Origin of the sequence: Amycolatopsis sp. 2-15, assembly GCF_030285625.1 — a bacterium.
In the GTDB taxonomy this organism is placed as follows: Bacteria; Actinomycetota; Actinomycetes; order Mycobacteriales; family Pseudonocardiaceae; genus Amycolatopsis; species Amycolatopsis carbonis.
This window is the reverse complement of record NZ_CP127294.1, coordinates 2614431-2635139: the sequence shown is the minus strand read 5'-3', so window position 1 is coordinate 2635139 and position 20709 is coordinate 2614431. Positions and strand designations below refer to the sequence as shown.

General features: G+C 70.0%; 20 protein-coding genes. 8 read left to right on the top strand and 12 right to left on the bottom strand.

Annotated features, from left to right (window positions below):
- Positions 1-27: 27 nt before the first annotated feature.
- The 4 genes from QRX50_RS12835 (at position 28) to QRX50_RS12820 (ending at position 5005) form a co-directional block, all read left to right on the top strand.
- Complete coding sequence (locus QRX50_RS12835; protein WP_285972161.1) at positions 28-1563, top strand: glycerol-3-phosphate dehydrogenase/oxidase; 1536 nt, start codon at positions 28-30, stop codon at positions 1561-1563.
- 87 nt (positions 1564-1650) lie between these two features.
- A complete protein-coding gene (locus QRX50_RS12830) occupies positions 1651-2562 on the top strand; it encodes an ABC transporter ATP-binding protein (protein WP_285972160.1) in 912 nt (303 codons plus the stop codon).
- Positions 2559-3749: an ABC transporter permease gene (locus tag QRX50_RS12825; protein WP_285972159.1), complete on the top strand. Its 1191-nt coding sequence runs from the start codon at positions 2559-2561 to the stop codon at positions 3747-3749. Before QRX50_RS12830 ends, QRX50_RS12825 begins: the two co-directional genes overlap by 4 nt.
- A 68-nt stretch (positions 3750-3817) precedes the next feature.
- Positions 3818-5005 carry a serine hydrolase domain-containing protein gene (locus tag QRX50_RS12820; RefSeq protein ID WP_285972158.1) on the top strand — a complete coding sequence of 396 codons (1188 nt, stop codon included), beginning with the start codon at positions 3818-3820 and terminating at the stop codon, positions 5003-5005.
- A 49-nt stretch (positions 5006-5054) separates the two neighbouring features.
- Here the strand turns inward: QRX50_RS12820 and QRX50_RS12815 are convergent, their stop codons facing one another.
- From QRX50_RS12815 to QRX50_RS12800, 4 genes are all read right to left on the bottom strand, one after another.
- On the bottom strand, positions 5055-6395 hold the full coding sequence (locus tag QRX50_RS12815; RefSeq protein WP_285972157.1) for a cryptochrome/photolyase family protein: 1341 nt from the start codon (positions 6393-6395) through the stop codon (positions 5055-5057).
- Between the two features lie 72 nt (positions 6396-6467).
- The gene (locus tag QRX50_RS12810; protein WP_285972156.1) at positions 6468-7784 is read right to left on the bottom strand and encodes a citrate synthase; all 1317 of its coding nucleotides are present in this window, start codon (positions 7782-7784) and stop codon (positions 6468-6470) included.
- Between the two features lie 191 nt (positions 7785-7975).
- Positions 7976-8917, bottom strand: a complete 942-nt coding sequence (locus QRX50_RS12805) for a carbohydrate kinase family protein (RefSeq protein WP_285972155.1) — start codon at positions 8915-8917, stop codon at positions 7976-7978.
- Between the two features lie 41 nt (positions 8918-8958).
- Positions 8959-9546, bottom strand: a complete 588-nt coding sequence (locus QRX50_RS12800; RefSeq protein ID WP_285972154.1) for a TetR/AcrR family transcriptional regulator — start codon at positions 9544-9546, stop codon at positions 8959-8961.
- A 126-nt stretch (positions 9547-9672) separates the two neighbouring features.
- Between QRX50_RS12800 and QRX50_RS12795 the strand changes: the two genes are divergently transcribed.
- Positions 9673-10818, top strand: a complete 1146-nt coding sequence (locus QRX50_RS12795; RefSeq protein ID WP_285972153.1) for an acyl-CoA dehydrogenase family protein — start codon at positions 9673-9675, stop codon at positions 10816-10818.
- A gap of 51 nt (positions 10819-10869) precedes the next feature.
- On the opposite strand, the gene QRX50_RS12790 is transcribed toward QRX50_RS12795, so the two are convergent.
- From QRX50_RS12790 to QRX50_RS12780, 3 genes are read right to left on the bottom strand one after another with little or no spacing between them, the layout of a single operon-like run.
- Positions 10870-12090: an amidohydrolase gene (locus tag QRX50_RS12790; RefSeq protein WP_285972152.1), complete on the bottom strand. Its 1221-nt coding sequence runs from the start codon at positions 12088-12090 to the stop codon at positions 10870-10872.
- 11 nt (positions 12091-12101) lie between these two features.
- Positions 12102-12620: a GNAT family N-acetyltransferase gene (locus QRX50_RS12785; protein ID WP_285972151.1), complete on the bottom strand. Its 519-nt coding sequence runs from the start codon at positions 12618-12620 to the stop codon at positions 12102-12104.
- Positions 12587-13492 carry an aldose 1-epimerase family protein gene (locus tag QRX50_RS12780; RefSeq protein ID WP_285972150.1) on the bottom strand — a complete coding sequence of 302 codons (906 nt, stop codon included), beginning with the start codon at positions 13490-13492 and terminating at the stop codon, positions 12587-12589. The genes QRX50_RS12785 and QRX50_RS12780 overlap by 34 nt, the downstream gene beginning before the upstream one ends.
- 88 nt (positions 13493-13580) lie before the next feature.
- Between QRX50_RS12780 and QRX50_RS12775 the strand changes: the two genes are divergently transcribed.
- From QRX50_RS12775 to QRX50_RS12765, 3 genes are read left to right on the top strand one after another with little or no spacing between them, the layout of a single operon-like run.
- On the top strand, positions 13581-14159 hold the full coding sequence (locus QRX50_RS12775) for a TetR/AcrR family transcriptional regulator (RefSeq protein ID WP_285972149.1): 579 nt from the start codon (positions 13581-13583) through the stop codon (positions 14157-14159).
- On the top strand, positions 14159-14968 hold the full coding sequence (locus QRX50_RS12770) for an MBL fold metallo-hydrolase (protein ID WP_285972148.1): 810 nt from the start codon (positions 14159-14161) through the stop codon (positions 14966-14968). The genes QRX50_RS12775 and QRX50_RS12770 overlap by 1 nt, the downstream gene beginning before the upstream one ends.
- Before the next feature lie 34 nt (positions 14969-15002).
- Positions 15003-15431 carry a DUF5958 family protein gene (locus QRX50_RS12765; RefSeq protein WP_285972147.1) on the top strand — a complete coding sequence of 143 codons (429 nt, stop codon included), beginning with the start codon at positions 15003-15005 and terminating at the stop codon, positions 15429-15431.
- Here the strand turns inward: QRX50_RS12765 and QRX50_RS12760 are convergent.
- The 5 genes from QRX50_RS12760 to QRX50_RS12740 all read right to left on the bottom strand — a co-directional run bounded on the left by QRX50_RS12760 (position 15391) and on the right by QRX50_RS12740 (position 20491).
- Positions 15391-16752 carry an APC family permease gene (locus QRX50_RS12760; protein WP_285972146.1) on the bottom strand — a complete coding sequence of 454 codons (1362 nt, stop codon included), beginning with the start codon at positions 16750-16752 and terminating at the stop codon, positions 15391-15393. The genes QRX50_RS12765 and QRX50_RS12760 overlap by 41 nt on opposite strands.
- Before the next feature lie 38 nt (positions 16753-16790).
- Positions 16791-17321, bottom strand: a complete 531-nt coding sequence (locus tag QRX50_RS12755; RefSeq protein ID WP_285972145.1) for a hypothetical protein — start codon at positions 17319-17321, stop codon at positions 16791-16793.
- Between the two features lie 24 nt (positions 17322-17345).
- Entirely contained in the window at positions 17346-18713 is a 1368-nt protein-coding gene (locus QRX50_RS12750) for an MFS transporter (protein WP_285972144.1), read from the bottom strand.
- Between the two features lie 301 nt (positions 18714-19014).
- The gene (gene pdxH / locus QRX50_RS12745; protein ID WP_285972143.1) at positions 19015-19698 is read right to left on the bottom strand and encodes a pyridoxamine 5'-phosphate oxidase; all 684 of its coding nucleotides are present in this window, start codon (positions 19696-19698) and stop codon (positions 19015-19017) included.
- Between the two features lie 175 nt (positions 19699-19873).
- The gene (locus tag QRX50_RS12740; RefSeq protein WP_285972142.1) at positions 19874-20491 is read right to left on the bottom strand and encodes a TetR/AcrR family transcriptional regulator; all 618 of its coding nucleotides are present in this window, start codon (positions 20489-20491) and stop codon (positions 19874-19876) included.
- Positions 20492-20709 lie beyond the last annotated feature (218 nt).

Below are 20709 nucleotides of genomic sequence, written 5' to 3'. Positions count from 1 at the left end.
CGACGCACTCCCTCCCGCGGAGGCGGCATGAGCACCGGTTCCCTGAACGCACGGCGGCGCGAACGTGAGCTCGACCGGCTCACGAACGGTGAGCGAGTCGACGTCATAGTGGTCGGCGGCGGGGTCACCGGCGCGGGCATCGCCCTCGATGCGGCGGCCCGCGGGCTGTCGGTCGCGCTGGTCGAGGCCCACGACCTGGCGTTCGGCACGTCCCGCTGGTCGAGCAAGCTCGTGCACGGCGGCCTGCGCTACCTCGCGAAGGGCGAGTTCGGGCTCGCGCACGAGAGCGCCGTCGAGCGCGGGATCCTGATGACCCGCACGGCGCCGCACCTCACGCGCGCGATGCCGCAGCTGTTCCCCTTGTACCCCAGCACTTCCCGCGCGCAGCAGGCCGTGATCGCCACCGGCCTGCGCGCGGGTGACGCGCTGCGCCGGGCCGCGCGCACGCCGTCGTCGGTACTGCCGCGGCCCCGGCAGATCCCGGTGGCCGAGGCCGTCGCGCTGGCCCCGGGCCTCGCGCCCGCCGGCCTGCGCGGCGCCCTGCTCGCCTACGACGGCGCCCTGGTCGACGACGCGCGCCTGGTCGTGAACCTCGCCCGCACGGCCGCGATGCTCGGCGCCCGGATCCTCACGCACCTGGAGGCCGTGTCGCTCACGGGCACCGGCGTCCGTGTGCGCGAAGGCTCCACGGAGTACGAGCTGCACGCGCGCCAGGTCGTCAACGCGACCGGCGTCTGGGCGGGCACCCTCACCGACGCCGTGCGGCTGCGGCCGTCGCGCGGCTCGCACCTGGTTCTCGCGCCAGGGGCCGCCGCGGTGGGCGGGACGTCGGTGAACGTCGCCGTGCCCGGGGAGAGCAACCGGTTCGTCTTCCTGCTGCCGCAGGTCGACGGCCGCGTCTACTTGGGACTCACCGACGAGCCCATCGACGGTGAGATCCCGCCGGTGCCCGAGGTGCCGGAGTCCGATGTGGACTTCCTGCTGTCCGTGGCGTCCTCGGTGCTCGCCCGGCCACTGACCCGCGCCGACGTGATCGGCTCCTACGCCGGCCTCCGCCCCCTGGTCGCCGGTTCGGCGGGCCGCAGCGCCGATCTCTCCCGCAAGCACGCCGTGGTCACCGGCACCGATGGCGTGCTCACCGTGGTCGGCGGCAAGCTCACCACCTACCGCCGCATGGCCGAGGACGCCGTCGACGCGGCCCTGGTGCACTCGGGCCTGCACGCCGGCCCGTCGCGCACCGCGCGGCTGCCGTTGCTGGGCGCCGCCCCACGCGCTCGGCTGTCCCTTGTGGACGCTCCGGCCCGCCTGGTCGCCAAGTACGGCACAGAGGCCCCTCGTGTCGCCGCCCTCGGCGAGGTCGACCGGACGTTCGCCGCGCCGCTGTTCGACGGCACGCAGATCACCGCGGCGGAGGTCGTCTGGGCCGTCCGCCACGAGGGCGCTTTGGACATCGAAGACGTGCTCGAACGCCGCACCCGCCTGTCGCTCGTCCCCGCTGAAGCCGACGCCGCGCGCGCCCGCGTGGCGGAGCTCGTGGAGAAGGCCCTGGCCGGGCTGTCCTGAACAGCGGGAAAGGACCCGCGCCGTTCGCTAGAGTTGGCGGCACGGGACTCACCACTGTCCACACAGGTGTTCGAAGAGGGGGCGGTTGTGCCCGGAGGAGCACTCGAGATCGACGCGATCTCCAAGCGCTACGGCCGCAAGGTCGCCCTCGACGGCGTGACGTTCGACGTGCGGCCGGGTGAGCTGTTCGGCTTCGTCGGCAGCAACGGCGCCGGCAAGACCACCACCATGCGCATCGCGCTCGGCGTGCTCGCGGCCGACTCCGGGCAGGTCCGGTTCGCAGGCGAGCCGGTGACGCACGAAACCCGCACGCGCATCGGGTACATGCCCGAGGAGCGCGGTTTGTACCCGAAGATGAAGGTGCTCGACCAGCTCGTGTTCCTCGCGGAGCTCCACGGCCTGAGCACCAACGACGCCCACCGTGCCACCGAGCTGTGGCTCGCGCGCCTCGGGCTGGGCGAACGCCGCAAGGACGAGGTGCAGAAGCTCAGCCTCGGCAACCAGCAGCGCGTGCAGCTCGCGGCCGCGCTCGTGCACGATCCCGACGTACTGGTGCTCGACGAGCCGTTCTCCGGCCTCGACCCGATCGCCGTCGACGTGATGAGCGTGGTGCTGCGTGAGAAGGCGGCCACCGGCGTGCCCGTCGTGTTCTCCAGTCACCAGCTCGACCTGGTCGAGCGCCTGTGCGACCGCGTCGGCATCATCCGCGACGGGCGCATGGTCGCCGTCGGCACGGTCGAGGGCCTCACGCGCGGCGCCGGCAGCCGGCTCGTGGTCACGGCGCCGGCCGCGCGGCCCGGTTGGGCGTCGACGGTGCCCGGCGCGCGCGTCATCGAGTCGTCCGGCGCCACGACGGTGCTGGAGCTGGCCTCGAGCGCCGATGACCAGGCCGTGCTCGCCGCCGCGCTGGCCACCGGGCCGGTCACGGAGTTCAGCCGGCAGCGGCGTTCGCTCACGGAGCTGTTCCGCGACGCCGTCGCCCAGGGTGGGTTCACGTGAGCCGCATCAGCGCCGCGCGGGCCGTGCGGCTCGTGGCGAAACGCGAGGTGAACACGCGGCTGCGCACGCGAGCGTTCGTCATCAGCACGGCGGTGTTGGTGCTGTTGCTTGTCGGATACGTGGCGCTGCAGGCGTTTCTCCTCGGGTCCGCCACCACGACCAAGGTCGCGCTGACGGGTCAAGCGCAGGGGATCGCACAGCAGCTGCAACTCGCCGGCAAGGCCGGCGGGGAGACGATCGACGTCGTCACCGTCGCGTCCGAACAGGACGGGTTCGCGCAGGTGCGCAACGGAGACGTCGACGCGCTCGTGTCCGGCAGTGCCTCGCGGCTGCGGGTCACCGTGAAGTCCACTGTGGACCCCACGCTGCAGCACACGCTCGACGGGATCGTGCAGCAGCAGGTGCTCGACGCGCAGCTCTCGGCCGCGCACCTCGACCCGGTCGCGGTGCACCAGGCCGTGTCCGCGGCCCACGTCGACGTGCTGCCGTTGGAGAAACGCGATCCGCGGGCCGGGCAGCTCGTGGTCGGCGTGGTCGTGGCGGTGTTGCTGTACCTGAGCATCATCACGTACGGGATGCTCGTGGCCCAAGGCGTCGTCGAGGAGAAGTCGAGCCGGGTGGTGGAGATCCTGCTGTCGGCCGTGCGGCCGTGGCACCTGTTGCTGGGCAAGGTGATCGGGCTCGGGCTCGTCGGGCTGGCGCAGCTCGGGATCCTCGCCGTGGTCGGGCTCCTCGCCGCGCTGGGCACCGGCGCGCTGGGGTCGATCTCGGGCATCGCCGTCGGCGCCGTGGTGTGGGGCGTCGTCTGGTACCTGCTCGGTTTCCTGCTCTACGCCATGATCTACGGCGCGGCGGGCTCGCTCGTCTCACGCCAGGAGGACACGCAGTCGGTGGTGGCGCCGGTGAACATCGCGCTGGTCATCGGATTCGTCGCGGGCATCAACCTCCTCACGCAGTCGCCCGACGGCGCGGCGACCAAGATCCTGTCACTCATCCCGCTGCTGTCGCCGGTGCTGATGCCGGCGCGCATTGCCACGGGCTCCGCCGAGCTGTGGGAGATCGTGCTGTCGCTGGTGCTGACGGCGGCGCTGATCGCGATCGTGACGTGGGTCGGGGCACGGATCTACCGCAACGGTGTACTGCGGGTGGGCAGCCGGTTGAAGCTGCTCGAAGCCCTGCGCGGCTGACCCTTAGGTAGCCGGGCCCGGGTTTCTCCCCGATGGCAGGTCGTTCGCAAGTCGAAAGACTCGCGGTCATGAAGAGAAACCCACTGATCCGCATCGCCGCGGCTGCGAGCGCCGCGCTCCTGCTCACCGCCGCCGTGACCCCGGCCGCGCTCGCCGAGCCAACGTCGTTCCCGCACTCTGCAGTGCCTCCAAAGAACGCGCTGCCTCCGAAAAGCGCGCTGCCTCCGATGAACCCGGCCTCACTGGCGGGCGCCATCGCCGGCCTGCCCAACGCCCAGGCCACCGGCGCGCTCGTGCAGGTCCGCGGCTCGGCCGGCGCGTGGAGCGGCGTGTCCGGGACAGCCGACCTGACCACCGGGGCACCCGTCCCGGCGAACGCGCACTTCCGCATCGGCAGCATCACCAAGACGTTCACCGCCGTCGTCCTGCTGCAGCTCGCCGCCGAGCACCGCCTCGACCTCGACGCGCCCGTGCAGCGCTACCTGCCGGGCCTGCTGCCCGCGAACTACCCGCGGGTCACCGTCGCGCAACTGCTCAACCACACCAGCGGCCTGCCGGGCGTCGACCTGCCCGAGGATCCACAGTGGATCGTCGATCACCGCTACACCGTCTTCACCCCACAGCAGGTGCTGGCCACGGCGTTCCAGCACGACCTGGTCTTCGCACCCGGCACGAGCCAGCAGTACACGAACACCAACTACCTCGTCGCCGGGCTGCTCATCGAGAAGCTCACCCACCGGTCGTATGGCGACGAGGTGCGCGACCGCATCTTGCGTCCGCTCGGCCTGCGCGACACGTCGGTGCCCGGCAACGATCCGAACCTGCCCGCGCCCTACGCCCACGGCTACCAGGTCGTGAACGGGCAGCTCGTGGACCTGACCCGCATGAACCAGTCGATCCCGTGGGCCGCAGGCGAGATGATCTCGACGACCGCCGACCTCGACAAGTTCCTGATCGCCCTCTTCCAGGGCCGGCTCGTGCCGAAACCGGTACTGCAGCGCATGTTCACGGTGCCGAACGTGACCGCCTTCGGCACCGACGACCCGGCGATCTACAGCCAGGGCCTGATGACCTCGACCGTCAACGGCGTCACCGTCTGGGGCAAGACCGGCAGCCGCTACGGCTACACCAACGGCATCTGGGCCACCCGCGACCTGCAGCGCCGCTCAGTCTACTCGATCAACACCACGGACAAGGACTTCGACGGCCAGCCCGAGATCGTGCAGAAGCTCGCGCTCGCCATCGGCGGCCTCTGAGGGGAGTGGACGGCCCGGCCCTGGGGGTCCGGGCCGCCCACTCAGGGCTTCAGGATCCCGTGATCGCTCCGTAGCGCTGCAACGCCACCTGCCGCTCGTGCGCGTGATCCACCAACGGCTCCGGATAACCCGACGGCCGCTCCTTCAGCTTGTGCACGGCTTTCCCCGCCACACCACGCAGCTCCGGCACATAACGCCGCACATAATCCCCGTCCGGATCGAACTTCTCCCCCTGCGTGGTGGGGTTGAAGATGCGGAAGTAGGGCGCCGCGTCGGTACCGGAGCCCGCGACCCACTGCCAGTTGAGCTGGTTGGACGCCAGATCACCATCAACGAGGTGCCGCATGAAATGCCGCGCACCCCACCACCACGGCAGGTGCAGGTCCTTCACCAGGAAACTCGCGACGACCATCCGGACCCGGTTGTGCATCCAGCCCTCGGCCAGCAGTTGGCGCATGCCGGCGTCGACGATCGGGTAGCCGGTGCGGCCGGCGCACCACGCGTCGAACGCGGCCGAATCGGAGTCGTGGTCCATGTGGTCGAAGCGGGAGTCGTAGTTCTCCCGGGCGGTTTCCGGGCGGTGCCACAGGACATCCGCGTGGAACTCGCGCCAGCACAGCTCCGAGCGCAGGGCCTGGGCGCCGTCGCCGGAGCCACCCGACAAGTCCGCGAGCATCGTGCGCGGGTGGATGGCGCCCCAGCGCAGGTATGGCGACATTCGCGTGGTGCCCGCGCGGTCGGGACGGTCGCGGTCGGTGGCGTAGGAACGCACGCCCGAGTCGAGGAAATCGTGCCAAGCCGAGAGGGCCGCCGGTTCGCCGGGCGTAGGCAACGCCAGCTCACCGAGGTCCGGAGGCGCTGGGAGCTGCCGCGACTCGACAGGGGTCAGCCAGTCCACAAGGGACGCACCGGTGTCCGCCGGCCGCCGCCAGCCGTGGCGGGTCCACGCGCGGTGGAACGGTGTGAACACCCGGTACGGGTCACCGTCCGGTTTGGTCACCCGCCCCGGCGCCACCGCGTAGGGCGACCCGGTGGCCACCCATGAAATGTCGTGCTCCGCCAACGCTTCTGCCACGGCAGCGTCCCGGCGGCGGCCATAAGGACCGGCATCGGCGCTCACGTGCACCGCCGAAGCGCCCACCGACCGCGCCACCCGCACAACTTCCCGCACCGGATCGCCGTGGACCACCATCAGCCGGCCGTCCAGCGCGGCGTCCAGCGATTCCAGACACCCCAACAGAAACGCTCGCCGAGGCGCGCCCGACGGTTTCAACAGCTTCTCGTCGAGCACGTACAACGCCAGCACCGGTCCACCGGCCTCAGCGGCCGCCAGCAGTGCCGCGTGGTCGCCGAGCCGCAGGTCTCGCCGGAACCACAGCACGCTCGTCATACCCGCCAACGCTAAACGCCCCGCCGTGCGGCTGCACGGCGGGGCGTTCAGAACATTTCACGGAGCCGGAACTCAGCGCTCCGAGATCGACTTGTAGTCGCGCGACGCGTGACCGGTGTAGATCTGGCGCGGGCGCCCGATCTTGGTCTGCGGGTCGTTGATCATCTCGCGCCAGTGCGCGATCCAGCCGGGGAGCCGGCCGAGCGCGAACAGCACGGTGAAGAACTTCGTCGGGAACCCGAGCGCCCGGTAGATGAGGCCGGTGTAGAAGTCCACGTTCGGGTAGAGCTTGCGCTCGACGAAGTAGTCGTCGGAAAGCGCCGTCTCCTCGAGCTTCTTGGCGATGTCGAGCAGCTGGTCGCCGCCCGCGATCTTGCCGAGGATCTCGTCGGCGGTGTTCTTGATGATCTTCGCGCGCGGGTCGTAGTTCTTGTAGACCCGGTGCCCGAAGCCCATGAGCTTGACACCCTTTTCCTTGTTCTTCACGCGGTTCACGAACGAGGCGACGTCGCCGCCCTCGTCGCGAATGCCCTCGAGCATGTCGAGAACGGCCGCGTTGGCACCGCCGTGGAGCGGGCCGAACAGCGCGTTGATGCCCGCCGAGATGCTGGCGAACAGGTTCGCCTCCGACGAGCCGACCAGGCGCACCGTCGACGTCGAGCAGTTCTGCTCGTGGTCGGCGTGCAGGATGAACAGCAGGTCGAGCGCCTTGGCGACGGCCGGGTCCACCTCGTACGGCTCCGCGGGGAACCCGAAGGTCATCCGCAGGAAGTTCTCCACCAGGCCCAGCGAGTTGTCCGGGTACAGCAGCGGCTGGCCCACGGACTTCTTGTACGCGTAGGCAGCCAGGGTCGGCACCTTCGCGAGCAGGCGGATGGTGGACAGCTCCACGTTGGGCTCGTCGAACGGGTTCAGCGAGTCCTGGTAGAAGGTCGACAGCGCCGAGACCGCACTCGAGAGCACGGGCATCGGGTGCGCGTCGCGCGGGAAGCCCGAGAAGAAGGCCTTGAGGTCCTCGTGCAGCAGCGTGTGCCGCTGGATCTTCTCGGTGAAGTCGGCGAGCTGGGCCTCGGTGGGCAGCTCACCGTAGATGAGCAGGTAGGACACCTCGATGAAGCTGGACTTCTCGGCGAGCTGCTCGATCGGGTATCCGCGGTAGCGCAGGATGCCCGCATCACCGTCGATGTAGGTGATGGCCGACGAAGCGGCACCGGTGTTCACGAAACCGGGGTCGTAGGTGATGTACCCCGTCGACGCCAGCAGCTTCCCCAGCTCGATTCCCGGTGCACCCTCAGTCGGGTGCACAACCTTGAATTCGTGCTCGCCGCTGGGCAGGCGCAGCGTCGCGGTTTCGCCGCCGGACTGCCCCGCATTCGTCGCGTCGGACATGCAGGTCCCTCTCACGTTGGCACGGGCCGGCGGCGCCTGTACGTTTCACAGGTAGCCACGTGTTCACGCGAGGAAACAGGCGCCTCGCTGCACACCGCCCCGCTGGGGTATGAATTCCCCCCTACGCTAGTCGAAATAAGGGTGTGCGCGCAGCCGCTGCGTTGCCCTCAATAGCCCCTTTGGGACCAGGTTCACACGGTGGAAGCCATTTCCCGCGCCGTCGGCGGCTCCGCGCCGCTGCGGGAGACGGTGATCGAGGCCGCTTTCGCGGCGTAGCCGAGCGCCTCGCGCCACGCGTCGGCGTCGAGTGTGACCAGGTCACGGACCTCGCGGGCGTGCAGCCACGCCAGCAGCGCGCCCTGCACGGTGTCGCCCGCCCCGATCGTGTCGACCACCGGTACCCGCCGCGAGGGCACGTGGGCCAGCTCACCTGCGGCGGTGATCACGGACAGGCCTTCGGCGCCTCGGGTCAGGACCACCGCGTCCACACCGGACTCGACCCAGGTCTTCGCGGCCGCCACCGGATCGGCGCCTTCGGTGAGCCACGCCGCATCGTCGTCGGAGATCTTCAGCAACCGGACATCGGGAAGCCACGACGCGAACCGTGCACGGTAGGCGGCCGGATCGGCGATGAGCGCCTCACGGATGTTCGGGTCCAGCGCGGTGAGCGTGCCGCGCGCGGCCTCACGGCGCAGCATCGCTTCGTACGCGCTGGCGCCGGGCTCCAGCACCAGGCCGAGCGTGCCGAGCGAAAGGGCGGAGGCGTCGTCGGGCAGCGTGCCCGGGTCGGTCACGAGCCGGTCGGCCGTGCCCTCGACGTAGAAGGTGTAACGAGCGGCACCCGTTTGGTCCAGTGCCACCACGGCGAGCGTGGTCGGCTCGTCACCGCGCTGCAGCAGCGAGGTGTCCACGCCGGAGTCGACGAGACGGTCGACGAGCGCGACCCCGAACCGGTCGGTCGACACGCGGGACAGGAGCGACGCCGGCACACCGAGCCGCGCGGCGGCCAGCGCGACGTTGTAGGGCCCGCCGCCCAGCCGGGGCAGCAGAGCGCGCAGCCCACCGTCCACATTGGAGTCCAACGGTTCACCCGGAACGAGGTCGACCAGCGCCTCTCCACCCACCACGATCACGAGCGCGAGTGTAGAGGACGGTTTCGTGACAAATCCTGTCCTCAGTCTTTGGTGAGGCCGCCAAGGAGGAGCTCGCCGAGGGCGGTGAACGCCTCGGCGTCGGACACGTCGGTGCGGCGCCCGAGCACGCCGGTCTGGATGCCCTCGACGATCAGGCCCGTCATCTCGGCGACGAGGCGAGCGTGCACGTCGCGGAACACGCCGTCGGCCACGCCCTTGTCGATGAACGCGCGGATGCGGCGGGCGGCGGCGCGGCTGTTGAGCTGGTAGGTGTCGCGGGCCGGCTCGAACTGCGCGATGTCGGTCATGAACGCGGGCGACGCGCGGTTCAGGTGCTCCGAAACGCCGGCGAGGTACTCCCCGATCAGCTTGCGCGCGTCGTCGATGCCCTCGATGCGGGTCTCGATGCGCTTCGCGGCGCCCCGGAAGAAGTGGGCGACGACCTTCACCGCGAGCTGCTCCTTGCTGGGGGCGAGCGCGTAGAGGGTCGACTTGGAGCAGCGCAGGCGAGCGGCCAGGTCGTCGAGCGTGAATCCGGCGAAACCCTCCGCGAGGAACAGCGTCTCGAGCTCGGCGAGCAACGCCTGCTGCCGTGCCGTCGGGCGACGGCGGGCTTCGGGTTCGGTCATTTCTGGGCCACCAGCTTTCGTGATCCAGCCACTATCCCTCATCAGCGCGGGGCAGCTCCGACCTCCGTACGGTACTCTCAAACAGACCCCAGTACTGTTTTCAGTACTCCTGCCACTGGAGGAGCCATGCCGGCGGAACGTTTGCTGCCCACCCCCGAAGCCGAGGACCTGCTCGCTTTGGTCAGGGAGATCGCACGCGACGAGCTGCGGCCCCGGGCCGCCGCGGCCGAAGAGGCCGAGGAGTTCCCGCGCGAGATGTTCACGCTGCTGGGCAAGTCCGGGCTGCTGGGGCTGCCGTACGCCGAGCGCTGGGGTGGCTCCGACCTGCCGTACGAGGTGTACCTGCAGGCACTGGAGGAGATCGCCGCCGCATGGATGACCGTCGGCGTGGGGCTGTCGGTGCACACGATGTCCTGCTACGCGCTGGCCCACTACGGCACCGACGAGCAGCGCTCACGCTGGCTGCCCGACATGCTCGGCGGCTCGCTGCTGGGCGCATACGCCCTGTCGGAGACCCAAGCCGGCTCCGACGCGGCCGCTTTGTCGACCCGCGCCCGCCGCGACGGCGACGACTACGTGGTCAACGGCACCAAGGCCTGGATCACCCACGCCGGCGCCGCCGACTTCTACACCACCATGGTCCGCACGAGCGACGACGGCGGCCACGGCATCTCCTGCCTGCTCGTCGACGGGTCGACGCCCGGCTTGTCGGCCGCCGCTCGCGAACGCAAGATGGGCCTCACGGGCTCCCCGACGGCCCAGATGATCTTCGACAACGCCCGGGTGCCGGTTTCGCGGCTGGTGGGTGCCGAAGGCGACGGCCTGAAGATCGCCCTGTCGTCCCTGAGCTCCGGCCGCCTCGGCATCGCCGCGTGCGCCGTGGGCCTGGCGCAGGCCGCGTTGGACGAAGCCGTCGCCTACGCGAAGGGCCGCACCCAGTTCGGCAAGCCCATCATCGAGTTCCAGGGCCTGGAATTCCTGCTCGCCGACATGGCCGCCACGGTCGAATCCGCCCGCGCGACCTACCTCGACGCCGCCCGCCGCCGCGACCGCGGCCTCGACTTCCAGCGCCAGTCGTCCATCGCGAAACTCGTCGCCACCGACGGCGCCATGCAGGTGACCACCGACGCCGTCCAGGTCCTCGGCGGCGCGGGCTACACGCGCGACTTCCCGGTCGAGCGGTACATGCGCGAGGCGAAGGTCCCGCAGATCTTCGAGGGAACGAACCAGATCCAGCGGATGGTGATCGCGAGGGCGTTGAAAGCTTCTTGACCTACCGGTGGGTGGGTGCCGTCGAGCACGGAACGGCACCCACCTCGCAGGTCAGCGGGTTTCGCGGTACCGGCGGTCCGCCGCGACGCCCTCGCCCGAGGACTCGTCGTAGTGGTAGACCTCGCGGCCCCGGACGAAGACGCGCAGGGCGCGGTTCATGACGTCCAGCGGGTCGCCCGACCAGAGGACCACGTCGGCGTCCAGGCCGGGGGCCAGGGAGCCGATGCGGTCGTCCAGGCCGAGCATCTCGGCCGGGTGCACGGTCAGGGCACGCAGCGCCGTCTCGGGGTCCAGGCCGTCCTTCACGGCGAGGGCCGCCTGGTAGACGAGGAAGTTGATCGGCACCACGGGGTGGTCGGTGGTGATGGCGATCTTCACGCCCGCGCGCGCCAGGATGCCGGCCGAGCGCAGGGAGCGGTTGCGCAGCTCGACCTTGGACTTCGTGGTGAACAGGGGGCCCAGGATGACGGGCACGCCGCGTTCGGCGAGCAGGTCGGCGATGAGGTGGCCCTCGGTGCCGTGGTTGATCACGAGCTTGTAGCCGAACTCGTCGGCCAGCCGGATGGCCGTGACCATGTCGTCGGCGCGGTGCACGTGCTGGTCCCAGTACAGCTCGCCCTCGAGGACCTTCGACAACGTCTCGTTCGTCAGGTCGACCTCGTGCGGCTTGCCTTCCGCGAGGGCGTGCTCGCGCTTGGCCTGGTAGTTGCGGGCCTTCGTGAACGCCTCACGCAGGATCGCGGCCACGCCGAGGCGGGTCGACGGCGTCTGCTTCTTGTCGCCGTACACGCGCTTCGGGTTCTCGCCCAGGGCGCTCTTCACGCTCACCTGCTCGGCGAACGTCATGTCCAGGATGCTGCGGCCCCACGTCTTCACGCCGATGGTCTGGCCGCCGATCGGGTTGCCCGACCCCGGCTTGATCACCACGCTCGTGACGCCGCCGGCCAGGGCGTCGTCGAAACCGGGCTCGTACGGGTCGATGCCGTCGACCGCGCGGAAGCGGGCGCCGTTCGGGTCGGTCATCTCGTTGGTGTCGTTGCCGGCCCAGCCTTCGCCGTCCTCGTGGACGCCGAGGTGCGCGTGCGCGTCGATGAAGCCCGGCAGGACCCAGCTGCCGGACGCGGCGACGAGCTCGGCGTCCTCCGGCACGTCCACGTCGGCGGCGGCGCCGACCTGCACGATCCGGCCGTCTTCGATGAGCACGGTGCCGTCTTCGATGGGAGCCGCACCGACGGGGACGACGTAGCCCCCCACAATCGCCTTAGAAGCCATAGTTTGACACGCTAACGAATTGCCGCGGGCGCGCGCTCGCGGGGTTTCTCCAGGTGGATGAGCTCGTAGTCCGCTTCCGGGCTGCGGTGGGTCTCGCGGTAGCCCAGCTTCGCGTACAGCCGCAGCGGCTCGGCGGAGCGTTCGCCGGTGAACAGCCGGAACCGTGTCACCACAGGCGGGGCCAGCTCCTCCGCCGCGAGCAGCAGAGCAGTACCGAGCCCCGCACCCTGCCGATCCGGGGCCACGGCCAGCCGTCCGATCTCGCCGACGTCGCCGTTCACGCGGACCCGCACGGTCGCGATCAGCCGCGAGCCGGCGCGGATGCCCCACACCGGCAACACGGGGTCGGTGAGCGCCGCGCGCACGCTCTCCAACGGCTCCACCAGCGGCGGGAGCTCGAAGTTGTCGTGTGCGCGGGCCTCGCTGAGGTACGCGGCGCGCTGCAGCGTCAGCAGCTCGCCGGCGTCGGCCTCGGTCAGCAGCTCGGGCCGCACACTCACAGGACGCGGATGCCCCAGCTGCCCGACCACGACGCCGCGGGCTCCAGTTCGATCAGGTCGGTGCCGGTGTTGAGCGCGTCGGCCGGGCAGGTCATCGGCTCGAGCGCGACGGCGCGGCCGCGGCCGGTCAGGTCGTCGGGTGTGAAGACCTGCACCCAGCGGAAGTCGGGACCGGTCCAGACCACCAACTGCTGGTCCCCGTGGGAGAGCACGTGGTGGTGCGTGCCGTCGTCGGCGAGGGAAAGAGAGCCGAACGCGGTGTCGAGGTCGACGCCCGCGAGCACCCGGCCGCCGCGGAAGTCGTACTCGGTGTCCGCGACGTCCTGCTCGTCCGCGTACGGCATCTGCTGGTCACCGACGTACGGGCGCACGCGCGAAGCCGGCAGCGTGAGCGTCAGCTCGTCCGTCGGCACGTCGCCGATGCGGAAGTACGGGTGCGTGCCCACGCCGACGCCGATGGGGTGCTCGCCCTCGTTGCGGATCTCGTGCGTGATCGTGAGCTCGCGCGGCTGCAGGTCGTAGGTGATGGTGGCGCGCAACGGCACCGGCCAGCCGGGCTGCACCTCGACGTCGACCGCGAGCGTGATCGACGATTCCGCGTGCTCCAGCAGCTCCCACTCCTTGTGGCGGGTGAGGCCGTGGATTGCGTTGCCGCGTGCGGCTTCCGTGATCTCCAGCTGCTGCTTCTCGCCCTGGAACTCCCACTCGCCGCCCTTCGTGCGGTTCGGCCACGGGAGCAGCACCTGGCCGAGGCCCTTCGGCGGCATCTCGTCGGCCGCGTACTCCTCGACGTAGGGCACGCCGCCGATCTCGAACGCACGCAGGCCGGCACCGATCTCGGTGACGATGGCGCGCGCGTTGCCGCGGGTGATTTCGAACTGCTCTCCGGTGGGGTTGGCCATGCCGCAGACATTACCGGCGGCCGGTGGCCTGTCGCGGAGGATTAAACTAACTAGACCGGTCGTCATAGTTCGAGCTACGGTGAGCCGCATGGTCCGCCGCACCGACTCCCGCCGCCGCATGCTCGACTCCGCCGCCGAGCTGTTCCAGGCGCAGGGTTACCACGCCACCGGCCTCACCCAGCTCGTCGCCGCGGGCGGCGCCCCGAAGGGCTCGCTGTACTTCCACTTTCCCGGCGGCAAGGAGCAGCTGGCGGCCGAGGCCGTGCGGCTGTCGAGCGAACGGGTGGCCGACGTGTTGACCGCCGTGGTCACCGCCGCACCGGACCCGGCGTCGGCGATCGACGCGGTGGTCGACGCCCTCGCCGCCTCGCTCACCGAGTCCGGCTTTCGGCGCGGGTGTCCACTTGCGACAGTCGCGCTGGAGGCGGCCGCGGAGAGCGAACCGATCCGCGAGGCCTGCCAGGACGGTTACGCCGACTGGCACACGCGGCTGGCCGAGTACTTCACGCGCTCCGGCCTCGCGGCGGACCGCGCCGCTTCCCTGGCGACGGTGGTGCTCGCCTCGATCGAAGGCGCGCTGCTGTTCGCCAAGACCCGCCGCGACATCGCACCCCTGCGCGACATCGCCGCCCACCTGCACACCACCGTCGAGAGGGAGTTCTCCTGATGCGCGTGCACCACCTGAACTGCGGCACCATGACCCCGATCGGCGGCCGGCTCGTCGACGGCCGCCCCGGCCTGTTCCGGCGCGCCACGCTCGTGTGCCACTGCCTGCTCCTCGAGACCGACACCGGACTCGTCCTCATCGAGACGGGCATGGGCACCCCCGCCGTCGCCGACCCGCAACGCTGGCTGGGCCGCCGGTTCCTGCGGCTGTCGAGGCCGGTGTCCCGGACCGAGGAGACGGCCGTGGCCCAGATCCGCGCCCTCGGCTTCGACCCGGCGGACGTGCGCGACATCGTGCCGACCCACCTCGACCTCGACCACGCGGGCGGCCTCGTCGACTTCCCGCAGGCCCGCGTCCACGTCTACGCGGCCGAGCTCGCGGCCTACCACGGCGGGAACCAGCGGTACCGCCGCGTGCAGTTCGCTCACGGTCCACAGTGGACTCCCTACGAAGACGCGGGCGACGACTGGTTCGGCTTCTCCGCCGTCCGCGAACTCGACGGCGTCCCCGACGTTGCCCTGATCCCCCTGCACGGCCACACCGCCGGCCACGCCGGCGTCGCCGTGCACACGAACACCGGCTGGCTCCTCAACGCCGGCGACGCGTACTTCTTCCACGCGGAGATCGACGAACCCGCCTCCATCCCGCCGGGCCTGGCACTGTTCGAGCGGTTGGTGCAGACAATTCCTGAGCAGCGCATCGAAAACCAGCAACGCCTGCGCGAGCTGCGGCAGACTGGCGACGTCACCATCTTCGCCGCGCACGACCTCGCAGACTTCGAACGCCTCAGCCAGCGGACCCCGGCATGAGGTCGCGCCCCGTCGAATTTCGGAGTCCAGTCCGATGAACCCCGCGCTGCTGAACGAGCTCGCCCAGGGCCTGCGCCCGCTGGACCAAGGCATGGCCTGGTTCGAATCCCTCAACCAGGATGGCCGCCACCGCGCGCTGATCGAGCTGCAGGAGTACTGCACCCAAGCCAGGGCGACCGCCGACGACGTTGCGGAGGCCGCCAGTCGAGTGGGGTTGAAGCCAGGCAACACCGCGGTGGTGGTCGCGTCGACCGGGCGAATACCTGAACCGATGGCGGTCCAGCTACGCAAGCTCACCGAACTGCGCCCGCCCGACCAGCAGCGCAGTGCGTTCCGCCTCCTGGTCGGCCTCCTCAGCGTCGCGGACGAGCGCCGTCGGCGACGCTGCGGTGGCGACTGCACCCACTGGTGGCACCACCCGCCTACCCCACACGCTCCGAACGACGGTCCAGGCCCCGCTTGACCAGCCAGTTCACGAACCACAACACCACGCCCACGCCCAGCAGGACGGCACCCACGGTGTAGTCGCTGGCGGGGCGGCCCGACAGGGGGCTCACGAGGTAGAGGCAGAAGATCGCCGCCAGCACGGGGATCGCGGTGGGGGCGCGGAAGTGTTTGTGCGCCACCTTGTCCTTGCGCAGCACGAGCAGGGCGACGTTGACGATGGCGAACACCACCAGCAGCAGCAATGCCGTGGTACCACCGAGCGCACTGATGTCCACAAAGGACACCAAGAGGATCGCGATCGCGCTCGTGAAGATGATCGACACCCACGGCGTGCGGCGCGTCGGGTGCACGCGGCCGAAAACCGCCGGCAGCACGCGCTCGTTGGCCAGGCCGTAGAGCAGCCGGCTGGCCATGAGCATGTTGATCAGCGCCGAGTTGATGACGGCGAACAGGCCGATGGCCGAGAAGATTTCGCGCGGGAAGCCGGGGGCGCCGACGTCGAGCACGGTGAGCAGCGCGCTGCTCTTGGCTGCGGCCAGGTCACCGGCCGGGACGAGCAGCGAGGACGTGATGGACACCAGCACGTAGATCGTCGCGGCGATGACCATGCCCCAGAGCATCGCCTTCGGGAAGATGCGCACCGGGTCGTGGCACTCCTCGGCCATGTTCACGGAGTCCTCGAAGCCGACCATGGCGAAGAAGGCCAGCGAGGTGGCCGACGTGATCGCCACCAGCCACGTCTTGTCGGCGGTGTTGATCTCGACCAGCCGCGACGGCTCGCCGTCACCGTTGATCACAGCCCACACCCCGACGCCGATGATGATCAGCAGGCCGGACAGTTCGATGCAGGTGAGCACCGCGTTGGCCTTCACCGATTCGCCCACGCCGCGGAAATTGATCAGCGCCAGCGCGATCACGAACACGATGCCGACGAGCACCATCGGCAGCTTCACGAACGCCGCCAGGTAGGTCGCGCCGAACGCCACCGCGGCCGACGACGCCGACGTGATGCCGGAGCACATCACCGCGAACGCGACCATGAACGTCAGGAACGGCACCCCGAACGCCTTGTTCGTGTACAGCGCGGCGCCCGCGGCTCGCGGATACTTGCCGACCAGCTCGAGGTAGCTGAACGCGGTCATGAACGCGACCACGAACGCCAGCAGGAACGGCAGCCACAGCGCGCCGCCGACGCGGCCGGCGACCTGGCCGGTCAGTGCGTAGATCCCCGTACCGATGATGTCGCCGACCACGAAGAACAACAGGAGCTTCGGCCCCATCACGCGCCGGAGACTTGGTCCACCCGTCTGCGGACCGTCCGCCCTAACGTCCGTCATGGGCGAATAGTCTGCCTTGTCCGGGCGCCCGGCGAAAGTCAGACGGCGGTGACAGCCGTTTTGACCAGCGGAATCATCATCTGCTGCGTCATCTTCACCGGACCGGTGTAGTTGACGAGCACGGGCACGCCCTTGGCGATCTTGGCCGTGGCGAGCGTCGCGGTCTTCTGCTCGTCGATGTAGTACACGGCGCCGTTGGGGAAGCCCGGCACGTCGACGGCGCCCGGCTTGGCCTTCTTGATGGCCGCGACCATCTCGGCCGGATTGGCCTGGCGGCCCTCGTAGCGGGTCACGGCCAGCGCGCCGGCCTGCTTGTCACCGACGAGGTATTCGCAGCTCGTGGCCTTGCCGCCGTTGCCGGCGCTCTCCTGGTTCGGGCCGACCTTCGACGTGACGCCGGGGATCTTGATGGCGTTGCCGACCTCGCCGGCCGACAGCAGCGAGCACGTCGAACCCGGCGGCGCGGGCTTCGTTGACGACGGCTTCGGCGGAGCGGCCTGCTGCTCACCCGAGGAGCAGGCGGTGAGCGCGGCGGCGGTGAGCAACAGGGCGACCGGGTAAACACGCATGCCCGGCATGTTAGGCCGTTTGGTCTATTCCCCCGCGACCGGTTCGGCGCCCTTCGCCGCGACCTGCGATTCGGCACCTGCGTGGTCGGATTCACCGGCGTCGGATTTACCGAGGGGCGCGCGATAGCGCCAGAACGCGGCGAGCGGCAGCATCGCCGCGAACACCAGCACGATCACCAGCACGCCACCGCCCGTCGCCGCGGCTGCGGTGCCCCACACTGCGCCGGCCCAGCCGTGCGTGAGGTCGGCCAGCCGCGGACCACCGGCGACGACGACGGTGAAGACACCCTGCAGGCGGCCGCGCATCTCGTCGGTGGTGGCCGTCTGCAGGATCGCCTGGCGGTAGACGGAGCTGACCATGTCGGCGGCGCCGGCCAGCGCCATGAAGATCACCGCGAGCCACAGCGAGTGCGCGAGCCCGAAGGCCGCGATCGCCGCGCCCCACAAGCTGATCGACACGACCACGGCCACGCCCTGGCGCGAAACGCGGTGCAGCCAGCCGGAGAAAAGGCCGATCACCATCGCGCCGGCCGGCAGCGCGGCGTAGAGGAACCCGAGGGCCGGCCCACCGCCCGGCGGGTCGCCGAACGTGCGCTCGGCCATCTCCGGGATCAGCGCCCGCGGCATGCCGGCGACCATCGCGATGATGTCGACGACGAACGACGCCAGCAGCACCTTCTGCGTGGCCAGGTACCGGAACCCGTCGACGACGTCCCCGATCCCGGCCCGCCGCGACGGCCCGTTGAGCGGCGGGATCGACGGCAACCGCCACACGGCGATGAGCGTGATCATCAACGCGCAGACGTCGACGAGGTACAGCGTCGACAGCCCGATCACGGGGATCAGCGCCCCACCGAACAGCGGCCCGAACACCGCCCCGAACGTCGACATCGTCGTGTTCAGCGCGTTGGCCGACGGCAGCAGCTCCGGAGGCACCAGCCGCGCGACGACGGCACCGCGCGTGGGCATGTTGATCGCGAAGAACGCCTGGTTGGCCGCGAGCAGCACCAGCACGAGCGTCACGGAGTGGAAGTTCGCGAAGGCCTGCAACCACAGCAGCGCCGACGAGACCGCCACCCCGATGTTGGTGACGAGCAGCAGCTTCCGCCGGTCGACCGCGTCAGCGATCGCCCCGCCCCACAACCCGAACACGAGCAGCGGCACCAGCGCGACGGCCCCGGTCAGCCCCACGTACCCGGACGACCCGGTCAGGTCAAAAATCTGCTTCGGCACCGCCACAGCCGTCAGCTGCGACCCGACCGCGGTCACCGCCGTCGACACCCACAACCGCCGAAACGCCGGAATCTTCAACGGCCGCGTATCGACCACGATGCGCCCGAGGACTCCACGCGCCCCCCGACGAGGGCGCGACGACCCCGGATCAGAACTCACGACTCACTATCTTAGCCGCGCTAACTATCGCCCCGCGGGTGATTTTGATCGCCGCGCCCACCGCCCGAAATGCCGCTTTCATCAGCCCATCGCAATAGACCCAACCACCCACAACCCGCAGCCAGCCTCACCCTCACAACGGCACCGATGCACCCAACTCACCAGCGCACCCAGACCCCGCCCTGCACCTCGATCCCCGCGCCCTTCACAGAAACAATCAAAGATCGGGGTGCGCCACCACACACCAAAAAAGGCGAGCAGCCCCCTCAGCGCAACCAGCAGCCACCCACACAAGACCAGATCAGGGAGCCAACCTCTCCACCAACCACCCATCATCCGTCCGCCTGAACCTCAACCGGTCATGCATCCGGTCTTCCCGCCCCTGCCAGAACTCCACGAAATCAGGCCGGATCCGCCACCCACCCCAATGCGGCGGCGCCGGAATCTCCTCCACATCACCGAACCGCCGCTCGATCCCCCGCAACGCGTTCTCCAGCGCCCGCCGGCCGTCCACGATCCGCGACTGCGGCGAAGCCCAAGCCCCCAGCTGCGACCCCCGCGGCCGCTGCGCCCAATACGCGGCGGTCTCCGCGGAGCCGACCTTCTCCACCTCGCCCCGCACCGTCACCTGCCGCTGCAGCGAGTACCAGGGGAACGTCGCCGACGCGTACCGCGTGGCCGTGAGGTCGTGGCTCTTCGCCGAGGTGTAGTTCGTGTAGAAGACCACGCCGCGCTCGTCGAGGCCCTTGCACAGGACCGTGCGCGACGAGGGGTGGCCCTCGTGGTCCGCCGTGGCGAGGACCATCGCGTTGGGTTCGGCGACACCTTCGGAGATCGCCTGACCCAGCCAGTTCTGCAGCTGCTCGGTCCAGGTGGCCGCGAGCGCCGTCTCGTCGAACGGGGCGCCGTCGTAGGCCACCCGCATCCCGGGCAGCCGGACCACCGCGTCGGCTACGTCGGCCACCTCGTCGGTCTCCGGCATCATGGGCCCCAACCTCCGTACCCCCTGGTGAGGGTGTCGACTCATCGGTATCCGGAGACGGTATTGGGTCCCCAGCTGCGGCGAAACCCACCGAACGGTGACTCCTGCCACCCTCACTGGACCGGGCGGCGTAACCCGCGGTTAACTCCGTGGCCCCGAATCGATCAAGCGGTATCGGTCACGGTCGGGTGATCGCCGCCTGCATCAACGCGCGCAGCTCGGTGCCCACGTCCGCCACGGGCAACGGCGGTTCGTGCGCCTGCCATTCACGCAGCAGACCCGTGGCGGCGCCGACGAGCGCGATCGCCGTCAGCCGGTAATCGCGGTCCGGCGCAGCGCCGGCTTCGGCGGCGTGGCGGGCCTCCTTCTCGATGAACGTGGCCCAGCGGTCCACCCACACCTGGTGCTGCGCCTCGAGCTCCGGGCTCACGCCCACAGCCTCGACGTAGTTCAGGCGCGGCATGCGCGGGTCGAGGGTCACGGTGGCGACGAAGACGTCGAGCAGCCGCGCGATGCGAGTCATCGCGTCGGCGTCCTTGACCTCCTCCAATGCGGCGGAGACGTGCGTGAGCGCGAGCGAGTTGATCCGGTCGTGCAGCGTCCGCAGCACCTCTTCCTTGCTGCCGAACTCCTCGTAGAAGTTCCGGGTGGACACCCCGGCACGAGTACACAACTGGGTGATCTTCGCCTGCCGGAAGCCCGTCGAGGTGAACAGCTCCAGTGCGGCCGTCAGCAGCCGCTCCCGGCGCTCGGCGCGTCTCTGCTCCGGCGGGACGCCACCGTAGGTACGGGCCACCGGCCCTCCTTTCCGCCGCGCGCCGCCCAGGGCAACGCCGGCGTCCATCTTGTGAAAATCCCAATTACCGATCAAACGGACGTGGGAGCGCTCGAAAATTAATTCCGGTAATCGCGGTGGCCACTCCGTCGAGCACTCACGAAACGCGGCCCACGCGCACGGTCCGACGGCCGGTCGCGCCGTCGAACCCGCGACGATCACGGTATCGAGCAGCGGAA